At 62.3% G+C, this 25393-nt stretch carries 25 protein-coding genes; 4 read left to right on the top strand and 21 right to left on the bottom strand.

All coding sequences use genetic code 11. The features are described 5' to 3' along the window. Nucleotides 1-47 precede the first annotated feature (47 nt). The 11 genes from FGE05_RS23135 to FGE05_RS23190 all read right to left on the bottom strand — a co-directional run bounded on the left by FGE05_RS23135 (nt 48) and on the right by FGE05_RS23190 (nt 12304). On the bottom strand, nt 48-1352 hold the full coding sequence (locus FGE05_RS23135) for an AAA-associated domain-containing protein (protein WP_139648608.1): 1305 nt from the start codon (nt 1350-1352) through the stop codon (nt 48-50). Nucleotides 1353-1362: 10 nt separating this feature from the next. Beyond that, a complete protein-coding gene (locus FGE05_RS23140; protein WP_373682518.1) occupies nt 1363-2970 on the bottom strand; it encodes an ABC transporter permease in 1608 nt (535 codons plus the stop codon). 629 nt (nt 2971-3599) lie between these two features. Then, on the bottom strand, nt 3600-4667 hold the full coding sequence (locus tag FGE05_RS23150; protein WP_139648611.1) for a chemotaxis response regulator protein-glutamate methylesterase: 1068 nt from the start codon (nt 4665-4667) through the stop codon (nt 3600-3602). Between the two features lie 2 nt (nt 4668-4669). After that, entirely contained in the window at nt 4670-5167 is a 498-nt protein-coding gene (gene cheD / locus FGE05_RS23155) for a chemoreceptor glutamine deamidase CheD (protein ID WP_139648612.1), read from the bottom strand. Nucleotides 5168-5175: 8 nt separating this feature from the next. Further along, on the bottom strand, nt 5176-6012 hold the full coding sequence (locus FGE05_RS23160) for a protein-glutamate O-methyltransferase CheR (RefSeq protein ID WP_176563027.1): 837 nt from the start codon (nt 6010-6012) through the stop codon (nt 5176-5178). Beyond that, nucleotides 6009-6545, bottom strand: coding sequence for a chemotaxis protein CheW (locus FGE05_RS23165; RefSeq protein ID WP_024778565.1), 537 nt, complete (start codon nt 6543-6545; stop codon nt 6009-6011). Before FGE05_RS23165 ends, FGE05_RS23160 begins: the two co-directional genes overlap by 4 nt. 38 nt (nt 6546-6583) lie before the next feature. Next, nucleotides 6584-8242 (bottom strand): methyl-accepting chemotaxis protein, encoded by a 1659-nt coding sequence (locus FGE05_RS23170; protein ID WP_139648614.1) that lies wholly within the window; start codon nt 8240-8242, stop codon nt 6584-6586. 33 nt (nt 8243-8275) lie between these two features. Next, complete coding sequence (locus tag FGE05_RS23175) at nt 8276-10366, bottom strand: chemotaxis protein CheA (protein ID WP_139648615.1); 2091 nt, start codon at nt 10364-10366, stop codon at nt 8276-8278. 40 nt (nt 10367-10406) lie between these two features. Beyond that, on the bottom strand, nt 10407-10691 hold the full coding sequence (locus FGE05_RS23180; RefSeq protein WP_139648616.1) for a lipid asymmetry maintenance protein MlaB: 285 nt from the start codon (nt 10689-10691) through the stop codon (nt 10407-10409). Between the two features lie 15 nt (nt 10692-10706). Further along, nucleotides 10707-11075 carry a response regulator gene (locus tag FGE05_RS23185; RefSeq protein ID WP_003203044.1) on the bottom strand — a complete coding sequence of 123 codons (369 nt, stop codon included), beginning with the start codon at nt 11073-11075 and terminating at the stop codon, nt 10707-10709. 11 nt (nt 11076-11086) lie between these two features. Continuing rightward, a complete protein-coding gene (locus FGE05_RS23190; protein ID WP_139648617.1) occupies nt 11087-12304 on the bottom strand; it encodes a methyl-accepting chemotaxis protein in 1218 nt (405 codons plus the stop codon). 440 nt (nt 12305-12744) lie between these two features. Here FGE05_RS23190 and FGE05_RS23195 point away from each other — a divergent pair, with 440 nt between their 5' ends. Together FGE05_RS23195 and FGE05_RS23200 are read left to right on the top strand one after the other, a co-directional pair. Further along, entirely contained in the window at nt 12745-14091 is a 1347-nt protein-coding gene (locus tag FGE05_RS23195) for an MATE family efflux transporter (RefSeq protein ID WP_139648618.1), read from the top strand. Between the two features lie 143 nt (nt 14092-14234). Beyond that, on the top strand, nt 14235-14900 hold the full coding sequence (locus tag FGE05_RS23200; RefSeq protein ID WP_139648619.1) for an HAD-IA family hydrolase: 666 nt from the start codon (nt 14235-14237) through the stop codon (nt 14898-14900). 127 nt (nt 14901-15027) lie between these two features. Here FGE05_RS23200 and ppnN read toward each other — a convergent pair whose 3' ends face one another. Further along, on the bottom strand, nt 15028-16401 hold the full coding sequence (gene ppnN, locus FGE05_RS23205; RefSeq protein WP_139648620.1) for a nucleotide 5'-monophosphate nucleosidase PpnN: 1374 nt from the start codon (nt 16399-16401) through the stop codon (nt 15028-15030). 217 nt (nt 16402-16618) lie between these two features. Here ppnN and FGE05_RS23210 point away from each other — a divergent pair, with 217 nt between their 5' ends. Further along, on the top strand, nt 16619-17152 hold the full coding sequence (locus tag FGE05_RS23210; protein WP_139648621.1) for a DUF3087 family protein: 534 nt from the start codon (nt 16619-16621) through the stop codon (nt 17150-17152). A 41-nt stretch (nt 17153-17193) separates the two neighbouring features. Here FGE05_RS23210 and FGE05_RS23215 read toward each other — a convergent pair whose 3' ends face one another. The 8 genes from FGE05_RS23215 to FGE05_RS23255 form a co-directional block, all read right to left on the bottom strand. Next, entirely contained in the window at nt 17194-17421 is a 228-nt protein-coding gene (locus tag FGE05_RS23215; RefSeq protein ID WP_139648622.1) for a hypothetical protein, read from the bottom strand. Between the two features lie 63 nt (nt 17422-17484). Beyond that, nucleotides 17485-17667: a general stress protein gene (locus FGE05_RS23220; RefSeq protein ID WP_139648623.1), complete on the bottom strand. Its 183-nt coding sequence runs from the start codon at nt 17665-17667 to the stop codon at nt 17485-17487. Nucleotides 17668-17941: 274 nt separating this feature from the next. Beyond that, nucleotides 17942-18505, bottom strand: a complete 564-nt coding sequence (locus FGE05_RS23225) for an ATP-dependent Clp protease proteolytic subunit (protein ID WP_139648624.1) — start codon at nt 18503-18505, stop codon at nt 17942-17944. A gap of 105 nt (nt 18506-18610) precedes the next feature. Beyond that, complete coding sequence (locus FGE05_RS23230; RefSeq protein ID WP_139648625.1) at nt 18611-19666, bottom strand: DNA topoisomerase IB; 1056 nt, start codon at nt 19664-19666, stop codon at nt 18611-18613. Nucleotides 19667-19901: 235 nt separating this feature from the next. Next, entirely contained in the window at nt 19902-20981 is a 1080-nt protein-coding gene (gene modC, locus FGE05_RS23240; RefSeq protein ID WP_139648627.1) for a molybdenum ABC transporter ATP-binding protein, read from the bottom strand. A 3-nt stretch (nt 20982-20984) separates the two neighbouring features. After that, nucleotides 20985-21665: a molybdate ABC transporter permease subunit gene (gene modB, locus FGE05_RS23245; RefSeq protein ID WP_139648629.1), complete on the bottom strand. Its 681-nt coding sequence runs from the start codon at nt 21663-21665 to the stop codon at nt 20985-20987. Further along, on the bottom strand, nt 21666-22418 hold the full coding sequence (gene modA / locus FGE05_RS23250; protein ID WP_139648631.1) for a molybdate ABC transporter substrate-binding protein: 753 nt from the start codon (nt 22416-22418) through the stop codon (nt 21666-21668). A gap of 227 nt (nt 22419-22645) precedes the next feature. Beyond that, nucleotides 22646-23719: a nitronate monooxygenase family protein gene (locus tag FGE05_RS23255; protein WP_139648632.1), complete on the bottom strand. Its 1074-nt coding sequence runs from the start codon at nt 23717-23719 to the stop codon at nt 22646-22648. A 148-nt stretch (nt 23720-23867) separates the two neighbouring features. On the opposite strand from FGE05_RS23255, the gene FGE05_RS23260 reads away from it, so the two are divergent. Further along, on the top strand, nt 23868-24356 hold the full coding sequence (locus FGE05_RS23260; RefSeq protein ID WP_139648634.1) for a GyrI-like domain-containing protein: 489 nt from the start codon (nt 23868-23870) through the stop codon (nt 24354-24356). Here the strand turns inward: FGE05_RS23260 and ada are convergent. Continuing rightward, nucleotides 24320-25393, bottom strand: coding sequence for a bifunctional DNA-binding transcriptional regulator/O6-methylguanine-DNA methyltransferase Ada (gene ada, locus FGE05_RS23265; protein WP_139648636.1), 1074 nt, complete (start codon nt 25391-25393; stop codon nt 24320-24322). The genes FGE05_RS23260 and ada overlap by 37 nt on opposite strands.

The raw sequence follows: 25393 nt of genomic DNA on the forward strand, positions 1-25393 counted from the left end.
CGTATCGCTCGATCCGGCCGGGCTTCGACCTTGTCATTTGAATCACCTCAGGACGGATTGTCCAGGCTGAACTGATCGGCCACTTCATCGTAGGCGAACAGCTCCGCATAGCGTCCCCACTGCGTGACGCAGTCCAGGGTGTGGGCGGCGTCGTGCTCGGACATGAAGTCCTCCAGTTGGTCCCGGAAACGTCGGGCGGGCGCCGTGCGGGTAGGGCGGTCGTCCAGCACTCTTCGCACATGCCCCACCAGCGGGACATACCGGAGCAGGTGCCGGGCGAACAATTGCTTGCGCTCATCGACATCTGACTCCCCGTAGCGATGCCCGGCGGGTAGCAGGGTGAGGGTCCCATCATGCAGGTCGGCGAAACGCATCAGCTGCAGCACCTCGGCGACCGGAAAAAGATCACTGTCGCTGTAGCGCAGCGCCCCCGCAAGCTCCCGCAGATCGGCCTGGCCGTCAAAGGGGTGATCCTGGACCGCTTCGATCAATCCGGCCAGTGCGTTGGTGGAGATCGACGGCAAGACCATGCCCACGCCCGTACCTGCAAACACACCCTGGCGTGGAGAATCCGCACGTCCACCACCGGCCATCTGCACGTAGATGTGTTCCACCAAGGCCTGGAACGCCAGGTCGGAGCGATTGCGCGGCTGGGGTAGGTCGACGCTGATTTCCTTCATGATGCGCCCCGGATTGGAGGAAAAGATCAGTATCCGGTCGCACATCAGCACGGCTTCTTCGATGTTATGGGTGACCATCATGATCGACTTGAGCGGCATCCTCCCTTCGCGCCACAGGTCCAGCAAGTCGGTGCGCAGGGTTTCGGCGGTGAGCACGTCCAATGCGGAGAACGGTTCGTCCATCAACAGCACATCCGGGGCGACCACCAGCGCCCGCGCCAGGCCGACACGCTGGCGCATGCCGCCGGACAACTCCTTCGGGAAGGCGCTTTCAAAGCCGTCGAGGCCGATCATGTCGATGGCGGCCAGGGCCCGTCGGCGGCGCTCGGGCACCGGCACGTTCAAGGCTTCGAGGCCGACCTCGACGTTCTGCAATACCGTCAGCCAGGGAAACAGGGCGAAGCTCTGGAACACCATGCGTACCGAACTCGCTGATCCCTGGGCATCGACGGGGAATTCAACCACGCCCGCGGTCGGCGAAATCAGGCCTGCGATGGAGCGCAGCAAGGTCGACTTTCCAGACCCTGAGCGTCCCAGCAGACCGACGATTTCGCCCTCGTTCAGGCGCATGCAGACATCGTCCAGGACCCGCCGCTCGGCGCCGCCGGCCGTGCCATAGACATGACCCACTTGCTGCACGTCGACCAGGCAGCGCTTCTCCATCACTTGCATTGGTTCATCCTCAATCGATTCGCAGTCGGCGCTCGGCGAAACCGTACAAGGGACGCCACAGCAGTTGATTGAAACCCACGACAAAGATCGCCATGACCGAAACCCCCAGCGCCACCCGTTGCATGTCTCCCGCCTCGGTGGCCTGGGCAATGAAGGCGCCGAGCCCTGACGCGTACAGATGCTCGTTACCCCAGGATACGGCCTCGGCGACGATGCTGGCGTTCCACGATCCGCCCGCCGCCGTCAGGGCGCCGGTGACGTAGTAGGGAAAGACGCCGGGCAGGGCGAACTGTCGCCACCATTGCCAACCGCGCAGGTGGAAGCTGCGGGTGGCTTCTCGCAGGTCGGTTGGGAGCGCACTGGCCCCGGCGATCACGTTGAACAGGATGTACCACTGGGTGCCCAGCACCATCAGCGGCGACAGCCAGACATCGGGGTTCAGTTTCAAGGCAACGATGGCGACCACCGCAAACGGGAACAGCACGTTGGCGGGAAAGGCCGCCAACAGTTGTGCGATGGGCTGCAGGCGTTCGGCCCAGCGCGGGTTCAGGCCGATCCACACGCCGACGGGTACCCAGACCAGACTGGCGAGCGCGATGAGCACGACGACGCGCAGCAGGGTGGCAAGCCCCAGGCTGACGGCGCTGATGACGTCCTCCAGGCCCAAGGTACTGCTAATGAAGGCTGACAACTGAAAGATTCCGGCCATGCAGGCCAGGACGATCAAGGCAATCCAGAGTAGGTCGGTCGTGCGGCTGAAACGGGCACTGGCCTTGAAGCGCAGGCGGGGCAGCGTGGGGAGTTTGTCCAGGAATAAGGAACTCCTGAGACTGCCCAGTGCCAGCAGCGCCAAGGGCACCAGGCGAGTCGAGCGCAGCAGGTCGTAGACCCTGGAGCGAGGGCGCTTCTGGGAGGCGGTCTGCTCGAAGCGAAACCGGTCCGCCCAGGCCACGATCGGCCGGAAGAACAACAGGTCGTAGAGCATGATCACCACGGCCATGGCCAGCACGGCCCAGGCGGTCGCGACGATGTCTTTGCGTTCGATCGCCAGCGCCAGCCAGGAACCGATCCCCGGCAAATTCACGGTGGTGTTGCCCACAGTAATGGCCTCGCACGCCACCACGAAAAACCAGCCACCGGACATGGACATCATCATGTTCCACACCAGCCCTGGCGTGGCGAAGGGCAACTCCAGCCTGATGAACCGCTGCCAGGGCGAAAACGCAAACTGCCGGCTGACTTCGTAGAGATCGTTGGGTACGGTCCTCAGTGATTGATAGACGCTGAAGGTCATGTTCCAGACCTGGCTGGTGAAAATGGCGAAGATCGCTGCGCACTCCACCCCGGACTCCTTGCCTGGGAAGAGCCCCATGAAGAACACCACGGTGAAGGTCAGGAACCCCAGGACCGGCACGGATTGAAGAACATCCAGTGCCGGCAGGATGACCAGGGCGGCCTTGCGACTTTTCGCCGCCAACGTGGCGATGAGCAGGGAAAACACAAAGGACGCAAACAGCGCGATGAACATGCGCAAGGTGGTACGCAGGGTGTATCCCGGCAAGTGGGCCAGATCGAGTGACAGCGGCGAGGCATCCAGCACACCGAGCGGCTGGTTCATTTGCTCGACGCCGTAGGTAATGAATACGACCAGCACCACGATGAGGCCAACCAGCGTGACATCAGCCCACCAGGCACCTGGCTCGTTGTATTTGAAAGGGGTCAATGCTGAGGCGGCGAGTGGAGAGCGCATCGTGCACCTCTTTTGTATCGTCGGTGTTTGAGTGCGGCGAGATTAAGTCCAGCCTCTGGCGATGACCACTGAGATTAAGGGCGGGAAAATATACGTTGGTATATCGAGGGGCGTGGCAAGGGGATCTGATCCGGTTTTTTTGCTGACAGGTGCGGCTGTAATGCAACCTGAGTTTCAAGCCAGAATATTGCGAGGTATTCATCGGAAACCGAGTTCACCTCAGAGTCCTGTGGGAGCGAGCCTGCTCGCGATGGCGCTCTGTCAGTCGGCAAGGAAGTTGACTGTGCCGACGTCATCGCGAGCAGGCTCGCTCCCACAGGGGTTATGAAGTGGCTGCTTGCTGTGTGTTTCTTTCTGGAGTGCTTATGACGAAGATGGCAATTTTTCTGGGTGGTTTCCTGGCGTTGACCTTGCTGATTGGCGTGCTTGCGACGATTCCGCCGGTGTAGACGCCTGTGGCGAGGGGATAAATCCCCTCGCCACAAAGCCCCCGATGGCTACCGATGCAAAATCACCTGCGCAATCTCCTGCAACCCCATCACCCGTTGTGCGGCGTTGAGTTTGATGGCTTCCTTGGGCATGCCGAAGACCACGCAGCTGGCTTCGTCCTGGGCCACGGTGGCGCTGCCGGCGTCGAGCATTTCCTTCAGGCCGCGGGCGCCGTCGTCGCCCATGCCGGTCATGATGACGCCGGTGGCGTTGCGGCCGGCGAATTTGGCCACTGAGCGGAACAGCACGTCCACCGACGGGCGATGGCGATTGACCAGCGGCCCGTCCACCACCTGCACGTGATAGAACGCGCCGCTGCGGGTCACCATCATGTGTTTGCCGCCGGGGGCGATGAGTGCCAGGCCCGGGTGGATGCGGTCGTTGTTGCGGGCTTCGCGGACTTCGATCTGGCACAGGCTGTTGAGCCGGGCGGCGAACGAGGCGGTGAATTTTTCCGGCATATGCTGGACGATGACGATCCCCGGACACACCCGCGGCAGGGCAGTCAACACCGCCTCCAGGGCTTGCGTGCCGCCGGTGGAGGTACCGAGGGCGACGATGCGTTCAGTGGTCTGCGCCATGGCGTGGCCGTTCGCGGCGGGCAGCATGGCATCGGCGTTGAGCTTGACGGCCGGTACCAGTGGCGCGGGACGCTTGCCCAGATTGCGGACATTGACCTGGGCGGCCCCCCTGATTGCCGCCACCAGTTCCGCCGCTGACTCCAACAGAAAACTCTTCAAGCCGCTGGTGGGCTTGGTGATGATTTCCACCGCGCCGGCGGCCATCGCCTGCAAGGTGGTTTCCGCGCCCTTGGGGGTCAGGGACGAGCAGATCACCACCGGAGTCGGGCGCTCGTTCATGATTTTCTTGAGGAAGGTGATGCCGTCCATGCGTGGCATTTCCACATCCAGCACGATCACGTCGGGCCACTCCCGGGCCAGTTTTTCCATGGCGAAAATCGGGTCGGAGGCCGCGCCCATGACGTGGATATCCGGGGTGTCACTGAGAATCGCCAGCAATACCTGGCGAACCACGGCAGAGTCATCCACCAGCAATACATTGATCTTTTTTGACATGGTTAATGCCGGGTCCTTATCGGTTGGTGCCTGACCCACACATCGCCGCTGCACAGGTCGAAGATGATGTTGCGGTAGCCGGTGCTGCCCATGTCCTGGGCAATCAGGTCCAGGCGGTAGAGGGCGGCCATTTCCAACGCCGCATTGACGTTCAGCCGCGCGACATCACCAAAGGGGACATGCCGTTGCAGCTCGGGGAACATCTCGCCGCCGCCGAACAGCTTGAGCTGGTACTCCTCGGGTTCGGTATGATGGACCCGCGCCTCACGGATGAACAGTTCGATGGCTTCGTCGGCGTACATGCCGTTGAGGGCCGTGGAGCAGCGTATGCGGCTGGGCAGCATGAAATGGCACATGCCGCCGATCCGGTGTTCGGGATGCCACAAGGTGATCGCCACGCAGGAACCGAGGATCGTACGCAGCCGGGTCGGGCACGTGGCGAAGCGGAATTCGCCCGGTGCCAGGTAGACCTCGGCAACGTCCCTTGTCGCGGGTTGCATGGCGGCGCTCATGGTTTGCGATAAATCGATGGCATCACCATCTTCAAGGCATCGGAAACCCCGTTGAGGCTTTCCGAATGGCTCACGATGAAATACCCCCCAGACTTGAGTCGGGGGATCAGTCGGGCAACCACTTTGCTTTTGGTGGGTTGGTCGAAATAGATCATGACGTTGCGCAGGAAAATCACATCGAACTCCCCCAGCTCCGGCAGGGTGTCGTTGAGGTTGACCTGGACGAAGTTGACGCGGTTGCGCAACGCCCGGTCGATCAGGAACGTGCCTTGCTGGCTGCCGGTGCCCTTGAGACAGTATTTCTTCAGCAGCGGCTGGGGCAGGGTGCGGGCGCGCTCCATCGGATAGTGCCCGGAGCGCGCCTTGGCCAGCACCTGGGTGCTGATGTCCGAACCGATCACTTCCCAAGGTGTGGTGCCCAGCCCTTCGGCCAGGGTCATCGCCAGGCTGTAGGGTTCTTCTCCCGACGAACTGGCCGCGCTCCAGAGGCGAAAGGTCTTGCCCGGTGTCGCCTTGGGCAGTACATGCTGGCGCAGGAAATCGAAGTGCTTGGGTTCGCGAAAAAAGTAGGTTTCGTTGGTGGTGAGCAAATCCAGCGCCACCTGCAATTCATCGCTGCGCTGGCCGTTCATGATCAGTTTGAAATACTCGCCGTAGCTGCCCAGCTCATAGTGCTTGAGGCGCTTGAACAAACGTCCGGCCACCAGGGCTTTCTTGGCGTCGGACAGGTTGATTCCGGCAGCCTTGTACAGCCAGGATTGAAACTGGCTGAACTCTCGATCACTGAGGGCCAGTGAGTTCACGGTGCGTTCCTTGCAGGTGTCGGCGTTCACTGGCTTTCAAACTCCAGCGCGGTGGGGCTGGCTTCGGCCAGTTGGGACATTTCGTCGATGGACAGCACACGCCCCACCTCCAGCACGATCACGAACTTGCCGTCGACCTTGGCCATGCCGCTGATGAAGTCAGCACGGATCTTCGCCCCGAAACTCGGTGGCGGTTCGATCTGCGAGGCCGGGATTTCCAGCACCGCCGACACTGTGTCCACTAGCAGGCCGATGTCCTGGGCGTGGCCGTCTTCGGTGTTGGCCTCGATGATCACTACGCACGAACGCCGGGTGATCGACGAGTTCTGCCGACCGAAACGGGCCGACAGGTCCACCACCGGCACGACCGCGCCGCGCAGGTTGATCACCCCGCGGACGAAGGCCGGCATCATCGGCACCACGGTCAGGTTGCCGTACTCGATGATCTCCTTGATGCAGAGGATGCCGATGGCAAACATCTCTGTGCCGAGCATGAATGTCAGGTATTGCGCTTCTTCCTCGACCGCGATGGCGGTCTGACGGGTAGTAGCGATGGCGCCCATGGCTTTTCTCCTTTAAGCGAGCCTGTGCAAGCGGACCGTCAGAACCGGGTGAATTCGGATTCGTCCGGTGCGCCGGCCATGTTGTAGGCGAACGCCTTGGGCAGAGTAGTCACCGAGGCCCGGGCCGGCTTGCGGTTGGTCGGTCCGGGTGTGTGGTCGACCTTCACTGGCAGGCTGGCCGACTTGGGTGGCGTGTCCAGGGTGAAGAAACTCATGGCCTGTTGCAGTTGTTCGGCCTGGCTGCTCATTTCCTCGGCGGTGGCGGCCAGTTCTTCGCTGCTGGAGGCGTTCTGCTGGGTCACCTGGTTGAGCTGGGTCATGGCGGTGTTGATCTGCGCCACGCCGGCGGCCTGTTCTTCGGAGGCGGCGCTGATTTCCTGCACCAGGTCCGAGGTCTTGTTGATCGAGGGCACCATCTCATCGAGCAGATTGCCGGCCTTCTCGGCCATGTCGACGCTGCTGGAGGACAGTTCGCCGATTTCCTGGGCGGCGACCTGGCTGCGCTCGGCCAGTTTGCGTACCTCGGCGGCGACGACGGCGAAGCCTTTGCCATGCTCGCCGGCACGGGCGGCTTCGATGGCGGCATTGAGCGCCAGCAGGTTGGTCTGGTAGGCGATGTCGTCGATGATGCTGATGCGCTGGGCGATTTTCTTCATCGCCACCACGGTCTGCTGCACTGATTCGCCACCGTCGGTGGCTTCCTTGGCGGCCTTGCTGGCCATGCCGTCGGTGACCTTGGCGTTCTCGGTGTTCTGGTTGATGCTGGCGCTCATCTGCTCGATGGAGGCGCTGGTTTCCTCGACGCTGGCCGCCTGTTCGCTGGTGGCCTGGCTCATGGACTGCGCGGTGGCGCTGACCTCTTCGGAGGCGCTGGCCAGGTTGTCCGCGGCGTTGCGCACTTCACCGATGATGTGGGACAGCTTGCCCACCATGTTCTGCATGGCGTTGAGCACCATGCCGGTTTCGTCCTTGGAGCCGGCCTCGATTTTCGCGTTCAGGTTGCCTTCGGCCAGCTGTTCGGCCACCAACGCGGCTTGCTTCAAGGGACGGGAAATGATCCGGGAGATGAACAGCGCCAGGCCCAGGCCGATCAGCAGGGCCGCAGCCAGCACGGCGATGATCGACAGACGTGATTTTTCAAACAGTGCCGTGCCGCGTTCGCTGGCCGCGCCAGCACCGACGTCATTGAGTTCCACCAGTTTCTGCAGGTCACCGGTCACCAGCTCGAAACGACGCCGGGACTCGCCCTTGAGCAGCGCATGGGCTTGCTCGGTGAGGTTTTGCCGGGACAGTGCCATCAGGTCTTTGCTGATCGCCAGATAGGCGACCCAGTCATTGCGGGTTGTCTCGAACAGCTGACGGTCTTCGGCGTTGGAAAGCAGTTTTTCGTAGGTCGCCATACGGGTCTCGAAACCTTTCCTGGCTTCTTCCGCTTCCTGTTCGACTGTGGTGCGTTCCTGCTCGGAATCAGCGGTGATGTGACGGTTTTCCTTGAGGCGATAGTTCGCAGCGTAGAAACGCATGCCGGATGCCGCGCGCATGGACGGCATCCAGTTTTCACGGATTTCGGTGGTGGTGCCGTTCACTTCGCCCAGTTGGATGATCGAGAACACCCCCATGACGGCGGTCAGGGCCAGCACCACAAGAAATGAGGTGATCAGTTTGGTGGCGATTCTAAGATCGTAGAACCATTTCATTGGGAAATACCTCTCCATGGAGTTGCTAAAGCGTCAGCGAGCGTTGGCTTGTGAGAATTGGGTAGGGGTGTAGCGGTTTTCTATCTGGGCGATCTGGGTGAGCAGCGCCGGCACGTCGAGAATCAGGGCCACGGCGCCGCTGCCCAGGATGGTCGAGCCACTGATGCCGCGCAGTGCGCCGAACAACTTGCCCAAGGGCTTGATGACAGTCTGGAATTCGCCGAGCAGGTCATCCACTACCAGGCCGGCCTTGAGTTCGGCATAACGCACCACCACCACGTTCTGCCGGCGCGAAGCCCGGCCTTCGTGATTGAAGTGGTCGCGCAGGTACACCAGGGGCAGCACCTCGCCGCGCAGATCCAGGTAGCCCTGTTCGCGACTGGCGGTGCCGTCGTCTTCGCTCAGCTCGATGCACTCCTGGACCATGTCCAGTGGAATGACATAGGTGGACTGATCGATGCCCACCAGGAAGCCATTGATGATCGCCAGGGTCAGCGGCAAGCGGATGCGCACCACGGTGCCCCGGCCCGGCTGGCTGTCCAGGTCCACGGTGCCGCGCAGCAGGGTGATGTTGCGCTTGACCACGTCCATGCCCACGCCCCGCCCCGACAGGTTGGTGACGGCCTGGGCGGTGGAGAAGCCGGGTTCGAAAATCAGGTTGTAGATCTCCTGGTCGGTCGGGCTGGCGCCTGGGGCGACCAGGCCACGCTCCTGGGCCTTTTCCAGGATCCGGTCGCGGTCCAGGCCGGCGCCGTCGTCGGCGATCTCCAGCACGATGCTGCCCGAGTCGTGGTAGGCGTTGAGGTGCAGATGCCCCTTGGCTGGCTTGCCGGCGGCCAGCCGCGCTTCGGCGGTCTCGATGCCGTGGTCCATGGCGTTGCGCAGCAGGTGCATGAGCGGGTCGCCGATTTTTTCCACCACGGTCTTGTCCAGTTCGGTTTCCGCGCCGCTGATGATCAGGTCGATGTCCTTGCCCAGTTCCTGGCTGACATCGCGCACCACCCGGCGGAACCGGTTGAAGGTTTCACCGATGGGGATCATGCGCAGGCGCAACGCACCGTCGAGGATTTCTTCCACCAACCCGGACACCGTCGAGGTGGCTTCCTGCAACGAGTCGTCGTGGCAGTTGCGGGCCAGCAGGCTGGTGCCGGCACTGGCGATGACCAGTTCACCCACCAGGTTGATCAGTTCGTCGAGCTTGTCGGCATTGACCCGCACATAGGCGCCATCCTTGGCTTTGTTTTCACTGCTGGCCGGTGGCCTTTCGGCAGGAAGTTGGGCCGCCGTTCGCGGCGTCTTGCGCTGGTCCGGCAGCAGTTCGCCGGTGGCGACCAGCGCCGTGCTCTCGTCGTTCGATTCCTGGGCGGTGGCGACCAGCCCGGTGTTCGCACGCTCGTCGACGGCCACGATCTCGATCAGACAATCTTCCCGGACGAAATCGAAGACTTCGTTGATTGCGCTGTGGCTGGCGGCTGAACGGAAGTCGATGTCGAATCCCAGGTAGCAGGATTCGGCGTCAAAGGCTTCGACGCTGGGCAACGTCTCTGTCTGTGTGTCGAGGTGGACGATTTCACCGAGGGTCTGCAAATAGCGCAGGAACGACAGTGGGTCCATGCCGTTGCGGAACACGTCCTGGCCGAAGCGCAGGGAAATGTGCCAGAGGCGCGTTTCGGACGGCTCCTGCGTTGTGGCTTCAGCCGCCGGTGCCGGCGCGTCGTCAGGCGGGGGCGCCTGGTACTCCTGCAAGATCTGGCACAGCTCCATCTCCCGTTTCAGGGCCGGCGGGGTCAACGTCCCGCCCTGGTTGGCCACCACGTTGATCAGTTCCAGCATGTGATCGCTGGACTTGAGCAGCACGGCGATCAGGCCGGTGTCTACCTCGACGCTGCCGTTGCGCAGGCGATCGAGCACATCTTCGACGATGTGGGTGAAGCTGACGATCGGTTCCAGGCCGAACAGTCCGGCCGAGCCCTTGATGGTGTGGGCCGCACGGAAGATCGCACCGATGGCGTCATCGTCGGCCGGGTCGTTTTCCAGTTGCAGCAGGGATTCTTCCATTGCCTGCAACTGCTCCCGTGCCTCGACGATGAACGTTTGTTGTGCCTGGTCGAGATTGATGCTCACGCTCATATCCTTTGTCGTGTCGGGCGATGACGGCTGGACCCTAGGCCAGCAGGTTGCACAGCTCGAGCGTTTCGCTGACAGCTTTGCTGCGAGCGGTCAGGGTCAACTGGGTGCCGGCCTTCGGCGCCTCGCGTAGGGCTATCAGCAGCAGTTGCAGGCCGGCGCCGTCCATTTCGGTCACCTGTGACAGGTCCAGCTCCATGGCCGGCGCATTGCCCAGGCATGGCAGCAATTGCGCGGCCAGGTCGGCGGCGGTGTAGATCGTCAGCTCGCCGTCGATCTGCACCTGTGCGGTGTCACCCTGTGTTTTGTACAGCAGCGGCATCACAGCCTCCGGCCATCAAGGAAGGATCAGTTTGGAAACCGCCGCCAGCATTTGCGCGGGTTGAAACGGCTTGACCACCCAGGCCTTGGCGCCTGCCGCCTGGCCTTCCTGTTTCTTCGATTCCTGGGACTCGGTGGTGAGCATGATGATCGGCGTGAACTTGTAGCTGGCCAGCTTCTTGACCTCCTTGACGAAGGTGATGCCGTCCATGTTCGGCATGTTCACGTCACTGATGATCAGGTGCACTTTCTGCCCGTTGAGCTTGCCCAGCGCATCCTTGCCATCGCTGGCTTCGATCACGTCGTAGCCGGCACTTTTCAACGCAATGCCGACGACCTGCCGAACGCTCGCGGAGTCGTCGACAACCAATACACTTTTAGCCATGAACGGCTCTCCTAAAAGAAGGTTATTTCCTGTGAAGCTTGTTGCACGCCCGAGTCGCCGTGGTGGTTGCGGCGTTGCTCGTCGGTGGCATAAGTGGTTTCCATGCGGGCCAGCCATTGGCGGGCATCGATGGACACGGCCTGGTCGGGCGACTGGCTGGCCTGCTGCATATGCACGTGCAGGTCCTCGATGTTGTCGCGCACGTGGCTGAGGATCTGGCTGACCCGATCCTGGAATTGCAGGCTGACCAGCACCTCGGTGAGTTCGTCGCGGATGCCGAAGCTTTCCTGCTGCAGCAGGTCCGCCGACTGGGCCAATTGCCCGGTTACGTTTTTGAAACGCTCCAATACGTGCTGGATGCTGTCCTCGGACGTAGAGACCGATTGGCTGTCCTGATCGGCGCCACTGGAGGCGGCCTGGACCAACTGGGTGATGGCGGTATTGATGATGTCGACCTTGGCCGACATCTGCTGGCCGGTCTCGCTGGACTTGCTCGACAGGCTGCGCACGGCGTCGGCCACCACCGCGAAACCGCGCCCGGCTTCACCGGCCCGAGCGGCTTCGATGGCGGCGTTGAGGGCCAGCAGGTTGGTTTGCGCGGCAATCGCGGCGACGTCGGCGGCCATGGTCCGCAGCTCGCCGGTGTAGGCGGTAAGGTTGCGCACCTGGGCCAGGGTTTCGTCACGGCTGGCTTGGGTGGCTTTCAGGGAATCGATCACCCGCACCAGTTCATTCTCGCTCTGGGCCAGCACCTGCACGGCACCGCCACTGCTTTTCCCGGCCAGCTCGCCAGCGGCCAGTTGCGAGGCTTGCACGGTTTCTTCCAGGCGTGACGAAATGCCGGTGAAGCGGCTGGTCAGCGAGACGATCGCGGCCTCGGTCTGTTGCCGGGAGCTTTCGACCTGCTTGGCCCAGATCGGCATGGCCCCGAGGATGACTTCGTTGAGTTGCGTGCTGGCTTTGTGATTGGCGTGTTCGATGGTGTGCAGGTCATGCCGGGCGGTGGCGGCGGTGACCGCGTGATCCAATTGCCGGCGCTGCGCGCGCGCGCCCCATACGCCAACACCGAGACCAAGGACCAGCAGCGCTGCGCTGAAACCGATGTTTTGTGCGTTCGTTTCGTTGAGCAGCAGCACGCCGGCGGTGGCGGCAACCGCCACGAGCACGGGACTCCAGAGGAGGCGAGGTAGGTTGGAGGAAAAGGAATGACCGTGTGGATACGACGTCATGGTTCGGTCCTTGAACAGTGTTGCTAACAGGTTATTGGCGAATAACTGGTTATCTGCGACCTCGGATTTGTCTTGAAGACCAGTCGTCCGATTTCTGACATCTGTAGGCAAGGGCCTACTCAGGGCGTGGCACTGTGCTACTTCAGGTTAGCTACAGTCTGTGAAATGTCGAATCGGGCCGACGGGATGAAACCTGTGGGAGCAAGGCTTGCCCTGATACACGAACCTGTGGGAGCAAAGCTTGCTCGCGATTGCCGTAAGTCTGCCAGCAACCATTTTGGCTGGTCTGCCGCTATCGCGAGCAAGCTTAGCTCCCACAGTTTTTGCGCCGTTTGATCCTTGACTGACTGGCATTAGGGCAAGCTTTGCTCCCACAGTTTGCTCAGGATTGCGCTAAATTACCGACACCTGAATCGTCGAACCTGCCATCAAGAGCCCCCATGCCGACCCAGCCGCTCTGGAAAACCTACCTCCTGTTCCTCATTCCCATGGTCCTGTCCAACTTCCTGCAGTCGATGTCCGGCACGCTCAACAGCATCTACATCGGTCAGATGCTCGGCACCCAGGCACTGGCGGCGGTGTCGGGGATGTTTCCAATCCTGTTTTTCTTCATTGCACTGGTGATCGGCCTGGGCGCGGGGGCCGGGGTGTTGATCGGGCAGGCCTACGGCGCCCGGGAAACCGGCACGGTGAAGGCGATTGCCGGCTCGACGCTGTTGTTGGGAGCGATCATCGGACTGGTGGCGGCGGTGCTCGGCAGCGTCTTTACGCGTCAGGCCCTGCAAGGCTTGGGCACGCCGGCGGATGTGCTGGAAGACGCCGTTGCCTATGCCCGGGTCATGATGTGGATTCTGCCAATATTGCTGGTGTTCGTATTGTTCACCCAGCTGTTGCGCGGGGTCAGCGATACGCTGACGCCGTTGCTGGCGTTGATGGTGTCCACCGGGGTCGGGATGCTGCTCACCCCGGCGCTGATTCGTGGCTGGCTGGGCTTGCCGCAGATGGGCATCCAGAGCGCGGCACTGGCGGGGCTGGTGGGCACGGCGTCGGCCATGGTGTTGCTGGCGTGGCGCTTGAACCGTCGTGAGCATGCCCTGGCACCGGACCGGGCGTTGTTCGCGGCGATGCGCCTGGACCGGGAGATCCTCGCCAAGGTGCTGCGCATCGGCCTGCCGACGGGGTTGCAGATGGTGGTGATCTCCCTGTCGGAACTGGTGATCCTGGCGCTGGTCAATCGCCACGGTTCACAGGCCACGGCGGCCTACGGCGCGGTGACGCAGATCGTCAACTACGTGCAGTTCCCGGCGTTGTCGATTGCCATCAGTGCCTCGATCCTCGGTGCCCAGGCTATTGGCGCCGGACGCCTGGAGCGCCTGGGGCCGATCCTGCGCACGGGGCTGCAGATCAACGTCTACCTGACGGGGGGACTGGTGCTGCTGGGGTACCTGTTGTCCCATTGGCTGCTGGGGTTGTTCATCACCGACCCGGCGGCACGGGTCCAGGCCGAACACCTGCTGCACATCATGCTCTGGAGCTTGCTGGTGTTCGGTTTCCAGGCCATCGTCAGCGGCATCATGCGCGCCAGCGGCACGGTGCTGCCGACGGTGGCGATTTCGATTTTCTGCATCATTGGCGTGCAGGTGCCGGCGGCTTACCTGCTCGACGCTCACTTCGGCCTGGAAGGGGTATGGATAGCGTTTCCCGTGGCGTACCTGAGCATGTTGTTGCTGCAGGTGCTGTATTACAAACGGGTCTGGCAACATCAGTCGATCGAGCGGTTGGTATAAATACCCCAGACACCATAGCCCCCCTGTGGGAGCGAGCCTGCTCGCGATAGCGGTGTGTCAGGCAACCTCCAATCGACGGTGCCGACGCATTCGCGAGCAAGCCCGCTCCCACCGGGGACCAATGTTTTGACTGTGAGAATCCGATGTCCGTAAAGCACTCATCCAAGGCCTACCACGCCTTTCTCTTCGACATGGACGGCACCCTGCTGAACTCCATCGCCGCCGCCGAGCGGATCTGGACCCGCTGGGCGCTGCGCCACGGCGTGGACGTGGCGGCGTTCCTGCCCACCATCCATGGCGTGAGGGCCATCGACACCATCGCGCGCCAACATCTGCCGGGCGTGGACGCCCAGGCTGAAGCCGAGCGGATTACCCGGGAGGAAATCGAAGACGTCGAAGGCGTGGTGGCCGTGCCGGGCGCCGTGGCGTTCTTGAATGGCCTGCCTCCCGAGCGCTGGGCGATCGTCACCTCGGCCCCTATGGCACTGGCTTTGCGTCGGATGGAGGCCGCCGGCATCCCGCGTTCCGCCGTGATGGTCACCGCCGAAGATGTCAGCGACGGCAAACCCAACCCCGCCTGTTATCGATTGGCTGCCGAGCGGTTGCGAGTGGCATCGGAGGATTGTCTGGTGTTTGAGGATGCCGACGCCGGTATCCGGGCCGGCGAGGCGGCGGGAGCGGATGTGATGGTGGTGACGGCGACGCACGTGCATCCGGTGGACACTGTCCATCCGTCGATCAAGGATTACCTTGGGCTTGGCGTTGGATTGGATGCATCAGGATTGATGCAGCTGAACACAATTCTGTAGCCGCAGCAGACCCCTGTGTGGGAGCGAGCCTGCTCGCGATGACGGCGGTACATTCAGCATCAATGCAACTGAACCACCGCTATCGCGAGCAGGCTCGCTCCCACAAGGGGCCGGGTGTTCCGGAGGGTCAGGTCACCACGCGATAGCACGGCACATAGGCCGCGCCGCCCGGCAGTTTCATCCGGTGCTGGGCGACGAAGGCCTGGAGCAGGCGGTCGAGGGGTTCCATGATGGCGGGGTCGCCGTGGATTTCGTAAGGGCCGTGTTCTTCGATCAGGCGGATCCCCTTGTCCTTGACGTTACCGGCCACGATCCCGGAGAACGCACGGCGCAGGTTGGCGGCCAGCTCATGGGACGGCAGGTCGAGGCTCAAGCCCAGGCTGGCCATGTTGGCGTGGGTCGGATCGAACGGACGCTGGAAGCCTTCATCGATCTTCAGCAGCCAGTTGAAGTGAAAGGCGTCGTTGCGCTCGCGGCGGAACTGCTTCACTTCCTTGAGCCCCTGAGTCATCTGCCGTGCCACTTCGGCCGGGTCGTCGACGATGATCTGGTAATGCTTCTGGGCCGCTTCGCCGAGAGTCGCACCGACAAAGGCATGCAACTGATCGAAGTACGGCGCGGCGCTTTTCGGCCCCGTGAGCACGACCGGGAAGGGCAGGTCCTGGTTGGCCGGGTGCATCAGGATGCCCAGCAGGTACAGGAACTCTTCCGCCGTACCGGCACCGCCCGGGAAGATGATGATGCCATGGCCGACACGCACGAAGGCTTCCAGGCGTTTCTCGATGTCCGGCAGGATCACCAGCTCGTTGACGATCGGATTTGGCGCCTCGGCGGCGATGATGCCCGGTTCGGTCAGGCCCAGGTAGCGGCCGCCATGGATGCGTTGCTTGGCATGGGCAATGGTGGCGCCTTTCATCGGGCCTTTCATCACGCCCGGGCCGCAGCCGGTGCAGATGTCCAGGCTGCGCAGGCCCAGTTCGTGGCCAACCTTCTTGGTGTACTTGTATTCTTCGGTGTTGATCGAGTGACCACCCCAGCACACGACGATTTTCGGCTCTACACCTGGACGCAAGGTGCGGGCGTTGCGCAGCAGGTGGAAGACGTAGTCGCTGATGCCCTGGGACGAGCTCAGGTCGATGCGCTGGCTGTCCAGCTCGTTCTCGGTGTAGACGATGTCGCGCAGGGCGCTGAACAGCATTTCCCGGGTGCTGGCGATCATCTCGCCGTCGACGAAGGCGTCGGCCGGCGCGTTCAACAGTTCCAGGCGCACGCCACGGTCCTGTTGATGAATGCGGATCTCGAAGTCCTTGTAGGCCTCCAGGATGGTCTTGGCGTTGTCGACATGGGCGCCGGTATTGAGGATGGCCAGGGCGCACTGGCGGAACAAGGTATAGATGCTGCCGGAACCGGCTTCGCTCAGTTGCTGGACTTCGCGCTGGGACAGGGTCTCCAGGCTGCCTTTCGGGCTCACTGAAGCGTTGATTACATGTCTTTGAGTCATTCAGCTTTCCTTGAAAACGATGCCGTGCACACAACGACGGCATCTTGAAAAAAACGTCCCCGCGCAAAGATCGCACGATCCTTGTGGTATCGCCATGGACTTTGATCCGGTTCCTTCGGCTCGTCTGCCGCACAAAATGAGCCCCAGCATAGCTAAATCGGCCGGGCAGGCGATAATGCTCGACTCTTTTTGTCCCGTACAAGGAAATTGCACTGCGATGTTCGAGATCAAACCGTGGGACGCCGACCTCTACCGACAGCAGACCCGCCGCAGCACACTGATCATCGCCGTGGTGTTCCTGGCGCTGGCCATGCTGTTGTCCAGCCTGGCCGTGATGCTGTTCGGCACGCCTGGGGCCGATAATTTTCGCTTCAACCTCGGCGGGGTGATTGTGGCAGTGCTGGTGATGGCCGCGCTGATGCGTCTGTATCTCTGGACGCAACCCTGGATGGCGGCGGCGGTGTACGGCTGGCAACTCAAGCGCAATTTGATGCGCGTCACCAACGTCATGCATCAGGTGACGGACGGCGTACAGGCCCGGGATCCGGTCGCCATGAAGGTGTTGCGGTTCTATCACCTGGGGCTGGCCCAGATGCATCACCTGGATGCCAACTCAAGTGATCAGCAGGCGCTGGTGCGAGAAGCCGATGGACATGCGGAGACGATGCGGGGGATGGGCCTGGAAACTGAGCAGTCGAGCCTGGACCTGGCGTGGATCGATACGCTGAAGAAGACTTATGCGCAGCGTTGATCGGCTATCGGATAACCTGATAAACATTTAAACACTATCAGCTATGGCTGTTTAAAGTGTCCGGGTACGCCATGTTCCTGTTCAATGGGGCGTGTTCTTTTCTGAACTTGAACATCACTCAATTGAACGTCTTGGAGTTCACTGAAAGAAACTCTTAACAGGGCTTCGGCTTCGCTGACACTCAATGTCTCGCTGTCGGCTTCCATCACGCGGCTATCAGGTTGGCCGTTGGCGATAAAGCTGACGATGAACCGCTCCTGGTTGCTCATGCTTCACCTCGACTCATCGAGCACCAGGGCGCAGCAAGGCTGCGCCCCAGCGGGTCTCAGGGGTTAAGACTTCCTGCCAGCGCCGCTTTGGCCGCGTTCGCTGCCTTTGCTGCCAGCGCCAGAGCCTTTTTGGCGGTCGTTGGTGTTGCTGCCGCCCGATGCCTGTCCGCCTTTCTTACCGGCTTCAGATGCTTTTTCACGATCATTTGCGAAGTTGCCTGGGTTTTTGTTTCCGCTGTTAGCCATTTCGAGAATCCTCATACTGGTTTAAGCGAGCAACGTGCCTCGCATTAAATGTGAAAGGTAAGTGGCGAAGGAAGTTTAATAAAAGCGTTGTACTGGCGACGAATGGTCATTGGATGTTAATTAAAAGAGTTGTCTCGCCGCTTCGCTTCGTAGTTATAGGGAATTGAATATTTTTATAATGAAGCAAGGAATACCTCATTTTGTTAATCGCATTAAAAGAGCGTTGCTCCCACAAACGGTGGCTTAACTGACAGGCGTTGCGCCACCCGGGGCCTCAATCCTCACCACCGCTGACTTTCCAGTGCCTGGCGTCCGTGGGGAAGACCACCTGTTCGACCCGGTGGGCGATGCCGAAGGCCAGGGAATTTTCCGCCGGAATGACCCTTTCCTCGTTGCACAGGCATTTGAATATATCCAGCTGCGTGGCAGCCCCGGCGGTTTCCTTGACGTAGATCTCCACGTATCGCGCGACGTCGTTGTCCAGGCTGGACAGGTATTCGCGCAGACGCGAGTGATCCACCGATTTCTGGCCGAAATACCAGTTCATGGGATGGATCAGGAAGCGCGAATGAGGGGTTGTGGTGCGGTCGCTGGCGGCCAGGTACATGACGATGCCCATGGATTCGATATTGCCGGCGTTTACCGCACGCACCGGCACGGGGAGGGACTTGATGAAGGTGTAGAGGGTGAAGCCGAAGTTGGTGCTGCCGCCGACCGTGGAGAGATTGAGCATCAGTGAATCTGCGCCTTTCTCGATCGCCTCCAGGCAGTTGTCGCGGAAACGTTCGGTGGTTCCCTGATCGATCTGGCAATGAAAATGGACAATGTGTTCAGACATCGAGGACTCCTGTCGATTTCACGCGTGAGGTATTGCGGGACCGTACAGTTGGGAGTTCACCGTTGGCTGGATGTTCCTGAGGGAGAAACCATTGTTCGGGTCGTGTCAGCTTCCGAACTTCGACTCGCACGCTTGCGTGGCTTGCATCACCCGTTGCAAAAAAATCGCCAGCCCGGCTTCTTCTTCGCTGAGACCTTTACGGGCCCGGGGCTTGGGCAGTTGCTTCAACGTGCCGAGCAGGAAACCTTCCAGCACCGCAGGATGAATGTAGCACTTGCGACAGACGGACGGCGTATTGCCCAATTGCCGGGCGACCTGCCTGACCATCTCGGCGATGTGTTTTTTCGCTTCTGTCTCGGTTTCCCAGCCCAACGTCCGCAAGCCTGCCAGGGCCGCCGCACTGCCGGCCCAGGTGCGGTAATCCTTGGCGGTGAACTCGGCGCCGGTCAGGGTCTTGAGGTAGGCATTGATGTCCGAGGAACTGATGGCGTGGCGCTCACCGTGTTCGTCCAGGTACTGGAACAGATTCTGCCCGGGTATTTCCTGGCAGCGCTTGATGATCCGTGCCAGGCGCCGGTCCTTCACGGTGATCTGGTGCTCGACGCCGCTCTTGCCACGGAACTGGAAGGCGATGGCGCTGCCGTTGACCTCGACATGTTTGCTGCGCAGGGTGGTCAGGCCATAAGAGCGATTCTCCCGGGCGTACTGGCTGTTGCCGACGCGGATCAAGGTCACGTCCAGCAAGGTGATAACGGTGGCCATGACTTTGTCGCGACTGAAACCGGGTGTCGCGAGAATCGCCTCCAGGCGTTTGCGCAAGCGGGGCAGGGTGCGACCGAACTCCAGCATCCGCGAATACTTGTCGGCATCGCGCACCTCGCGCCAGCGCGCGTGGTAACGGTATTGCTTGCGCCCGCGGGCGTCCCGGCCGGTGGCCTGGAGATGCCCGCGCGGGTCGGTGCAGATCCACACATCGGTATAGGCTGGCGGCACCGCAAGGGCATTGATGCGCTGGATTTCGGCCGCATCGGTGATACGTTGACCCTGAGGATCGAAATAACAGAACTTGCCCCGTAACTTCCTGCGGGTGATACCGGGGCCGGTGTCGTCGACATAATGCAGATCGGCCGGCAATGCTTCGGGCAGCGGAGTGTCGGGCATGGAGAAATCCTTGGCAGCTATGCGGTGGCCTATGGATTCATTGACCGCGGCCCGTTGCGGTCGTGCCGAAATTCTGAGAACACCCAGAACCCCTGTGGGAGCGAGCCTGCTCGCGATGACGGCGGTACGTTCAGCATCAATGCAACTGAACCACCGCTATCGCGAGCAGGCTCGCTCCCACAGGGAATAGCGAACGCTTCAAAAGACCGGTCGGCTGTCAGGCCGCGTCTACTGCTCAGGCCAACACCGCCACCGCCTTGATCTGCGCCCACAGCACCTGCCCCGGGTGCAGCGCCAACTGATCGCGGGAATAGCGGGTGATGCGGGCCAGCAGCGGCGTGCCGGCGGCTTCCAGGCGGATCAGCACGTGGGCGGCGTTGTCGGCGGCCAGTTCGCTGGTCACCGTGACCGGCAAGCGATTGAGGATACTGGTCTGGGCATCGTTCGCCAGGCTGAGGCTGACGTCCCGGGCCTGGACCTTGAAGCGCAGCGGCTGCCCGATGGCCAGCGGCGTATGGGCTACCCGCACGTGCAGCGGGCTACCGGGCAGTGTCAGGGTGAGCAATTGATAGGCGGGGTCGTAATCGCTGACCGTACCCTGGATCACCACGCCGGCGTCATCCCCCAGGGCCAGCGGCAGGTCGAGCCGCGCCAGGGTCTCGCCAATCGGCCCGCTGGCCAGCGCGCGGCCACCGTCGAGCAACACAATGTGATCGGCCAGGCGCGCCACTTCGTCCTGGGAATGACTGACGTACAGCACCGGGATGTCCAGCTCATCGTGGAGCCGTTGCAGGTAGGGCAGGATCTCGTTCTTGCGCCGGATGTCGAGCGCGGCCAGCGGCTCATCCATCAACAACAGGCGTGGGCTGGTCAGCAGGGCGCGGGCGATGCCCACCCGCTGGCGCTCACCGCCGGACAGGTTGTGGGGCTGGCGGTCGAGCAAGTGGCCGATGCCCAGCAGTTCGGTGGCCTGGTCCATGTCCACCCGCCGTTGCCCCGGGGCGATGCGCTTGAGACCGAATGCCAGGTTGGCCCGCACCGACAGATGGCTGAACAGGCTCGCCTCCTGGAACACATATCCCACTGCCCGTTGATGGGGCGGCACGAACATACCGCGCTCGCTGTCCTGCCACACCTCGCCGTTGATCCGCACGAAGCCTCGTGGCGCGCGCTCCAGACCTGCGATGCAGCGCAGGCAGGTGGTCTTGCCGGAGCCGGATGGACCATACAACGCCGTCACGCCCCGGCCCGGCAGTTGCACATCCAGGTCCAGGGAAAAATCGCCCTGGTCGAGCTGCAAACGCGCCTGAATCATCGATCAGCTCCAGGCTGTCCGGGTCCTGCGGCGGGTATACAGCGCCAGCAGCACAACGAATGAAAATACCAGCATCGCCGCCGCCAGCCAGTGGGCCTGGGCGTATTCCAGGGCTTCGACGTGGTCGTAGATCTGCACCGACACCACCCGGGTCTTGTCCGGGATATTGCCGCCGATCATCAGCACCACGCCGAACTCGCCGACAGTGTGGGCGAAGCCGAGGATGGCCGCGGTGATGAAGCCGGGGCGGGCGAGGGGCAGGATGACGCTGAAGAAGGTGTCCCAGGGACCGGCGCGCAGGGTGGCGGCGACCTCCAGGGGGCGACTGCCGATGGCCGAGAACGCGTTCTGCAGGGGCTGCACCACAAACGGCATGGAATAGATCACCGAGCCGACTACCAGCCCGGCGAAACTGAACGTTAGGGTGCCCAGCCCGAGGGCCTGGGTCAACTGACCGATCCAGCCATTGGGCCCCAATGCCAGGAGCAGATAGAAACCGATCACCGTAGGCGGCAGCACCAGCGGCAGGGCCACCACCGCACCCACCGGCCCGCGCAACCAGGATCGGGTGCGCGACAGCCACAGGGCGACGGGCGTGCCGATGAGCAGCAGAATCACTGTGGTCAGCGAGGCGAGTTTGAGGGTCAGCCAGATCGCTGAATAATCGGCACTGGTCAGCGGCATTTAGCGTTGGTAACCGTAGGCTTGGATGATGGCGGTGGCTTTCGGGCCCTTGAGGTAGTCCATCAATGCCTTGGCGGCGGGGTTGTCGCGGCCTTTACTGAGGATCACCGCGTCCTGTTTGATCGGGTCGTGCAGTTCGGCCGGGACGATCCATGTCGAACCGCTGGTGAGCTTGCCGTCCTTGTACACCTGGGACAGCGCCACGAAGCCAAGTTCGGCGTTGCCGGTGGAGACGAATTGATAGGCCTGGGTGATGTTCTGGCCTTCGACGATCTTACCCTTGACCTCTGCGGCCAACCCCAGTTTGTCCAGCACCTGGGTCGCGGCCAGGCCGTAGGGCGCGGCCTTGGGATTGGCGATGGACAGGTGCTGGAAGCCGTTGTTCTTGAGGACCTGGCCCTGGTCGTCGACATAGCCGTCCCTGGCCGACCACAGCGCCAGCGTGCCGATGGCGTAGGTGAAGCGTGAACCCTTGACGGTGTCACCTTCGTTTTCCAGCTTGGCCGGGGTGGTGTCATCGGCGGCGAGGAACACTTCGAAGGGCGCGCCATTCTTGATCTGGGTATAGAACTGCCCCGTTGCACCGTAGGCTGCCACCAGTTTGTGGCCGGTGTCTTTTTCGAAGTCAGCGGCGATGGCCTGGATCGGTGCGGTGAAGTTGGCGGCCACGGCCACCTGTACTTCATCGGCCTCGACGGCGCCAGCGGCCAGGAAGGTGGTCAGCAGCAATGACGCGAAGCGGGTGGGGCGCATTGAAGACTCCGTAAGGGGTGGTTTCGCTATATACGGAAATATATAGCGAATGCCTGACAAACGGAATGTGAGTTTTGTGTTGTTGCTGTTGGCAGTGGGGTGAGAATGTGCCGGCCTCATCGCGAGCAGGCTCGCTCCCACAGGGATCTGTGCTTGATCCTGTTCTAGTACCGGACACTGTGGGAGCGAGCCTGCTCGCGATGGCGTCCGGGCCGGCGATGAGGCTCTCAGGCACTTGAACACTTGCCAAGCCGCGCCAGTGTTTCATCAGCCAGGCGCCGGGTCAGTTCGCCGGTCGGCAACTCCCGGCCCATGGGAAACGCCTGGCCCGCCCAGAGGTTGCTGAAATCGGCTTCGTCCTTGGCCCGTAGCGGCATCAAGGCACCACCTGCCAGGGGAAATGCCGGTGCCAGCGGGCTCATCGGGCCGACTTCGCGCATCACCCGGTTGACGATGCCCCGGGCCGGCCGCCCGGTGAATAGGTTGGTCACGGCGGTCTGGCTTTCCCGGGCGGTGCGCAGCGCCCGGTGGTGGGATGCGCTGATCTTGGCCTCGGGGGTGAACAGGTACGCGCTGCCCAGTTGCGCCGCCGATGCGCCGAGGGCAAACGCCGCAACGATTCCCCGCGCATCGCCGATGCCGCCGGTGGCGATCACCGGCACTTTCACCGCATCCACCACTTGGGGCAGCAAGGCGAACAGACCTACCTGGGTGTTGAGGTCGTCGCTGAGAAACATCCCACGGTGGCCGCCGGCTTCGTAGCCCATGGCGATGATCGCGTCGCAACCGTGCTGTTCCAGCCAGATAGCCTCCTCGACGGTGGTTGCCGAAGAAAGGATCTTCGCCCCGGTGGCCTTTACCCGATCCAGCAGGGATTGCTCCGGCAAGCCGAAATGGAAGCTGACCACTTTCGGTCGCATCTCCTCCAGCACCCGGCAGGCGGCATCGTCGAATGGCGTGCGGTTGGACACCGGCGTCGGCGCCTCGAAATCGGCGCCCAGTTCGTCATAGTAGGGCTTGAGTCGCTGCTTCCAGGCCTCGGCCCGCTGCTCGTCGAAGGCCGGTGGCTGATGGGAGAAAAAGTTCACATTGAACGGCTTGTCGGTCTGCTCGCTGATCGTCGTCAATGCCTGGCGCAGTTGCTCGACGTCCAGCATCGCCGCCGGCATCGAGCCCAGCCCGCCGGCATTGCAGGTGGCGACCACCATGGCGGGCCCGGTCACCCCGGCCAGCGGCCCCTGGATAATGGGCAGCTCGATACCGAGCAGGTCGAGGAGGCGGGTGTCTGGCCATTGGCTCATGTGCAGGGTGCTCCGGCAGGGCAAGAAACCCCGTTTGTAGCAGGTGTGGCCCCGCCAGGGCCAGTCGAGTTTTTCAATCGAAGGCAGCGCTTGATCCCTCGGGCGAGAGGATTACCATGCGTGCTTCACTCACCCAGGAGCCTTAGCCATGGATGTAAAACTCAAGGCAGTCGAACCCTTTAGCGTGGCGGGTTTGCAGGTCCGCACCCGCAACACCGATGAGCAGCAACCCGACACGGCAAGGATCGGCCCGATGTGGGAGCAGTTCTTCACCGAGGGCCTGTTCGACCGGATTCCAGCCAGACGCTCGGAGTCGTTCGTCTATGGGGTGTATTCCAATTATGAGTCCGATGCGACCGGGCACTTCGATGTGACGGCCGGCGTGGAGGTCGACGCGACGAGTCCAGGCTACCCCGCCGTGGACATCGAGGGCGGGGATTACCTGGTGTTCTCGGCCAAGGGGCCGATGCCCGACTGCGTGATCCAGACCTGGGGTCTGATCTGGGCGTATTTCGCCGACAACCCACAGACGGTGCGCCGCTTCGCCACCGACTTCGAGGTCTACAGCGGCCCCGATTCGGTGGCGATCTACATTGGCGTTCAGTCCCCGGACGAGCGCTCCAACGCCAGCAACTGACGCTTGCGCTCCACGCCCCAGCGATAGCCCGAGAGGTTGCCGTCGCTGCGCACCACCCGGTGACAGGGGATCGCCACGGCCAGGCTGTTGGCGCCGCAGGCCTGGGCCACTGCGCGCACGGCCTTGGGCAGGCCGATGCGCTGGGCGATCTCGGCGTAGCTGGCGGTGCTGCCGGGCGGAATCTCCCGCAGGGCCTGCCAGACTCGCTCCTGGAACGCCGTGCCTTGTAAATCCAGGGGCAGGTTCAGGCCCAGGGCGGGCGCTTCGATGAAGCCGACCACCTGGGCGACCAGTTGCTCGAATTCCCGGTCGGCGCCGATGAGGTTGGCGCGGCGGAATTTATCCTGCAGGTCGCGGACCAGCGCGTCCGGGTCGTCCCCCAGCAGGATGGCACACACGCCTCGTTCGCTTTGCGCCACCAGGATCGCTCCCAGGGAGCATTGCCCGACGGCGAAGCGGATGTCGGTGTTCTGCCCGGCGGCACGGTAGTCGGCGGGTTTCATGCCCAGCACTTTATCGGCCGCTTCGTAAAAGCGGCTGTTGGAGTTGAAGCCGGCGTCGTACAACGCTTCGGTGACGGTCCCCGCGTCGGCCAGGCGTTCGCGCACCCTGCGCGAGCGGTGGGCGGCGGCATAGCCCTTGGGGGTCAGGCCAGTGACGGTCTTGAAGATCCGATGGAAATGGAAGGGGCTCAGGCCTGCGCTTTGCGCCAGTTCATTGAGCCCTGGCAGCTCCTCTGCCGCCTCGATCTGCCGGCAGGCCGCCGCGACCCGGGCGGCTTGTTGGGCGGCCACCTGGGTCTGGTCCCTGGCGGCGCGTTTGCTGGGACGATAGCCGGCGGCCTGGGCCTGTTCCGGCGTGTCGAAGAATTCGACATTCCGCGGATTGGGCAGGCGCGACAGGCTGCTGGGGTGGCAGTAGATACCGGTGGTTTTCACGCCGTAGACGAATTGCCCATCAGCGCGTGGGTCCCGGGCGAGCACGGCGGCCCAGCGGGGATCCAGTTCAGGGGCGAGGGTGTTCGAAGTGGTGTTCAT

Source organism: Pseudomonas sp. ICMP22404, assembly GCF_006227205.1.
In the GTDB taxonomy this organism is placed as follows: Bacteria; Pseudomonadota; Gammaproteobacteria; order Pseudomonadales; family Pseudomonadaceae; genus Aquipseudomonas.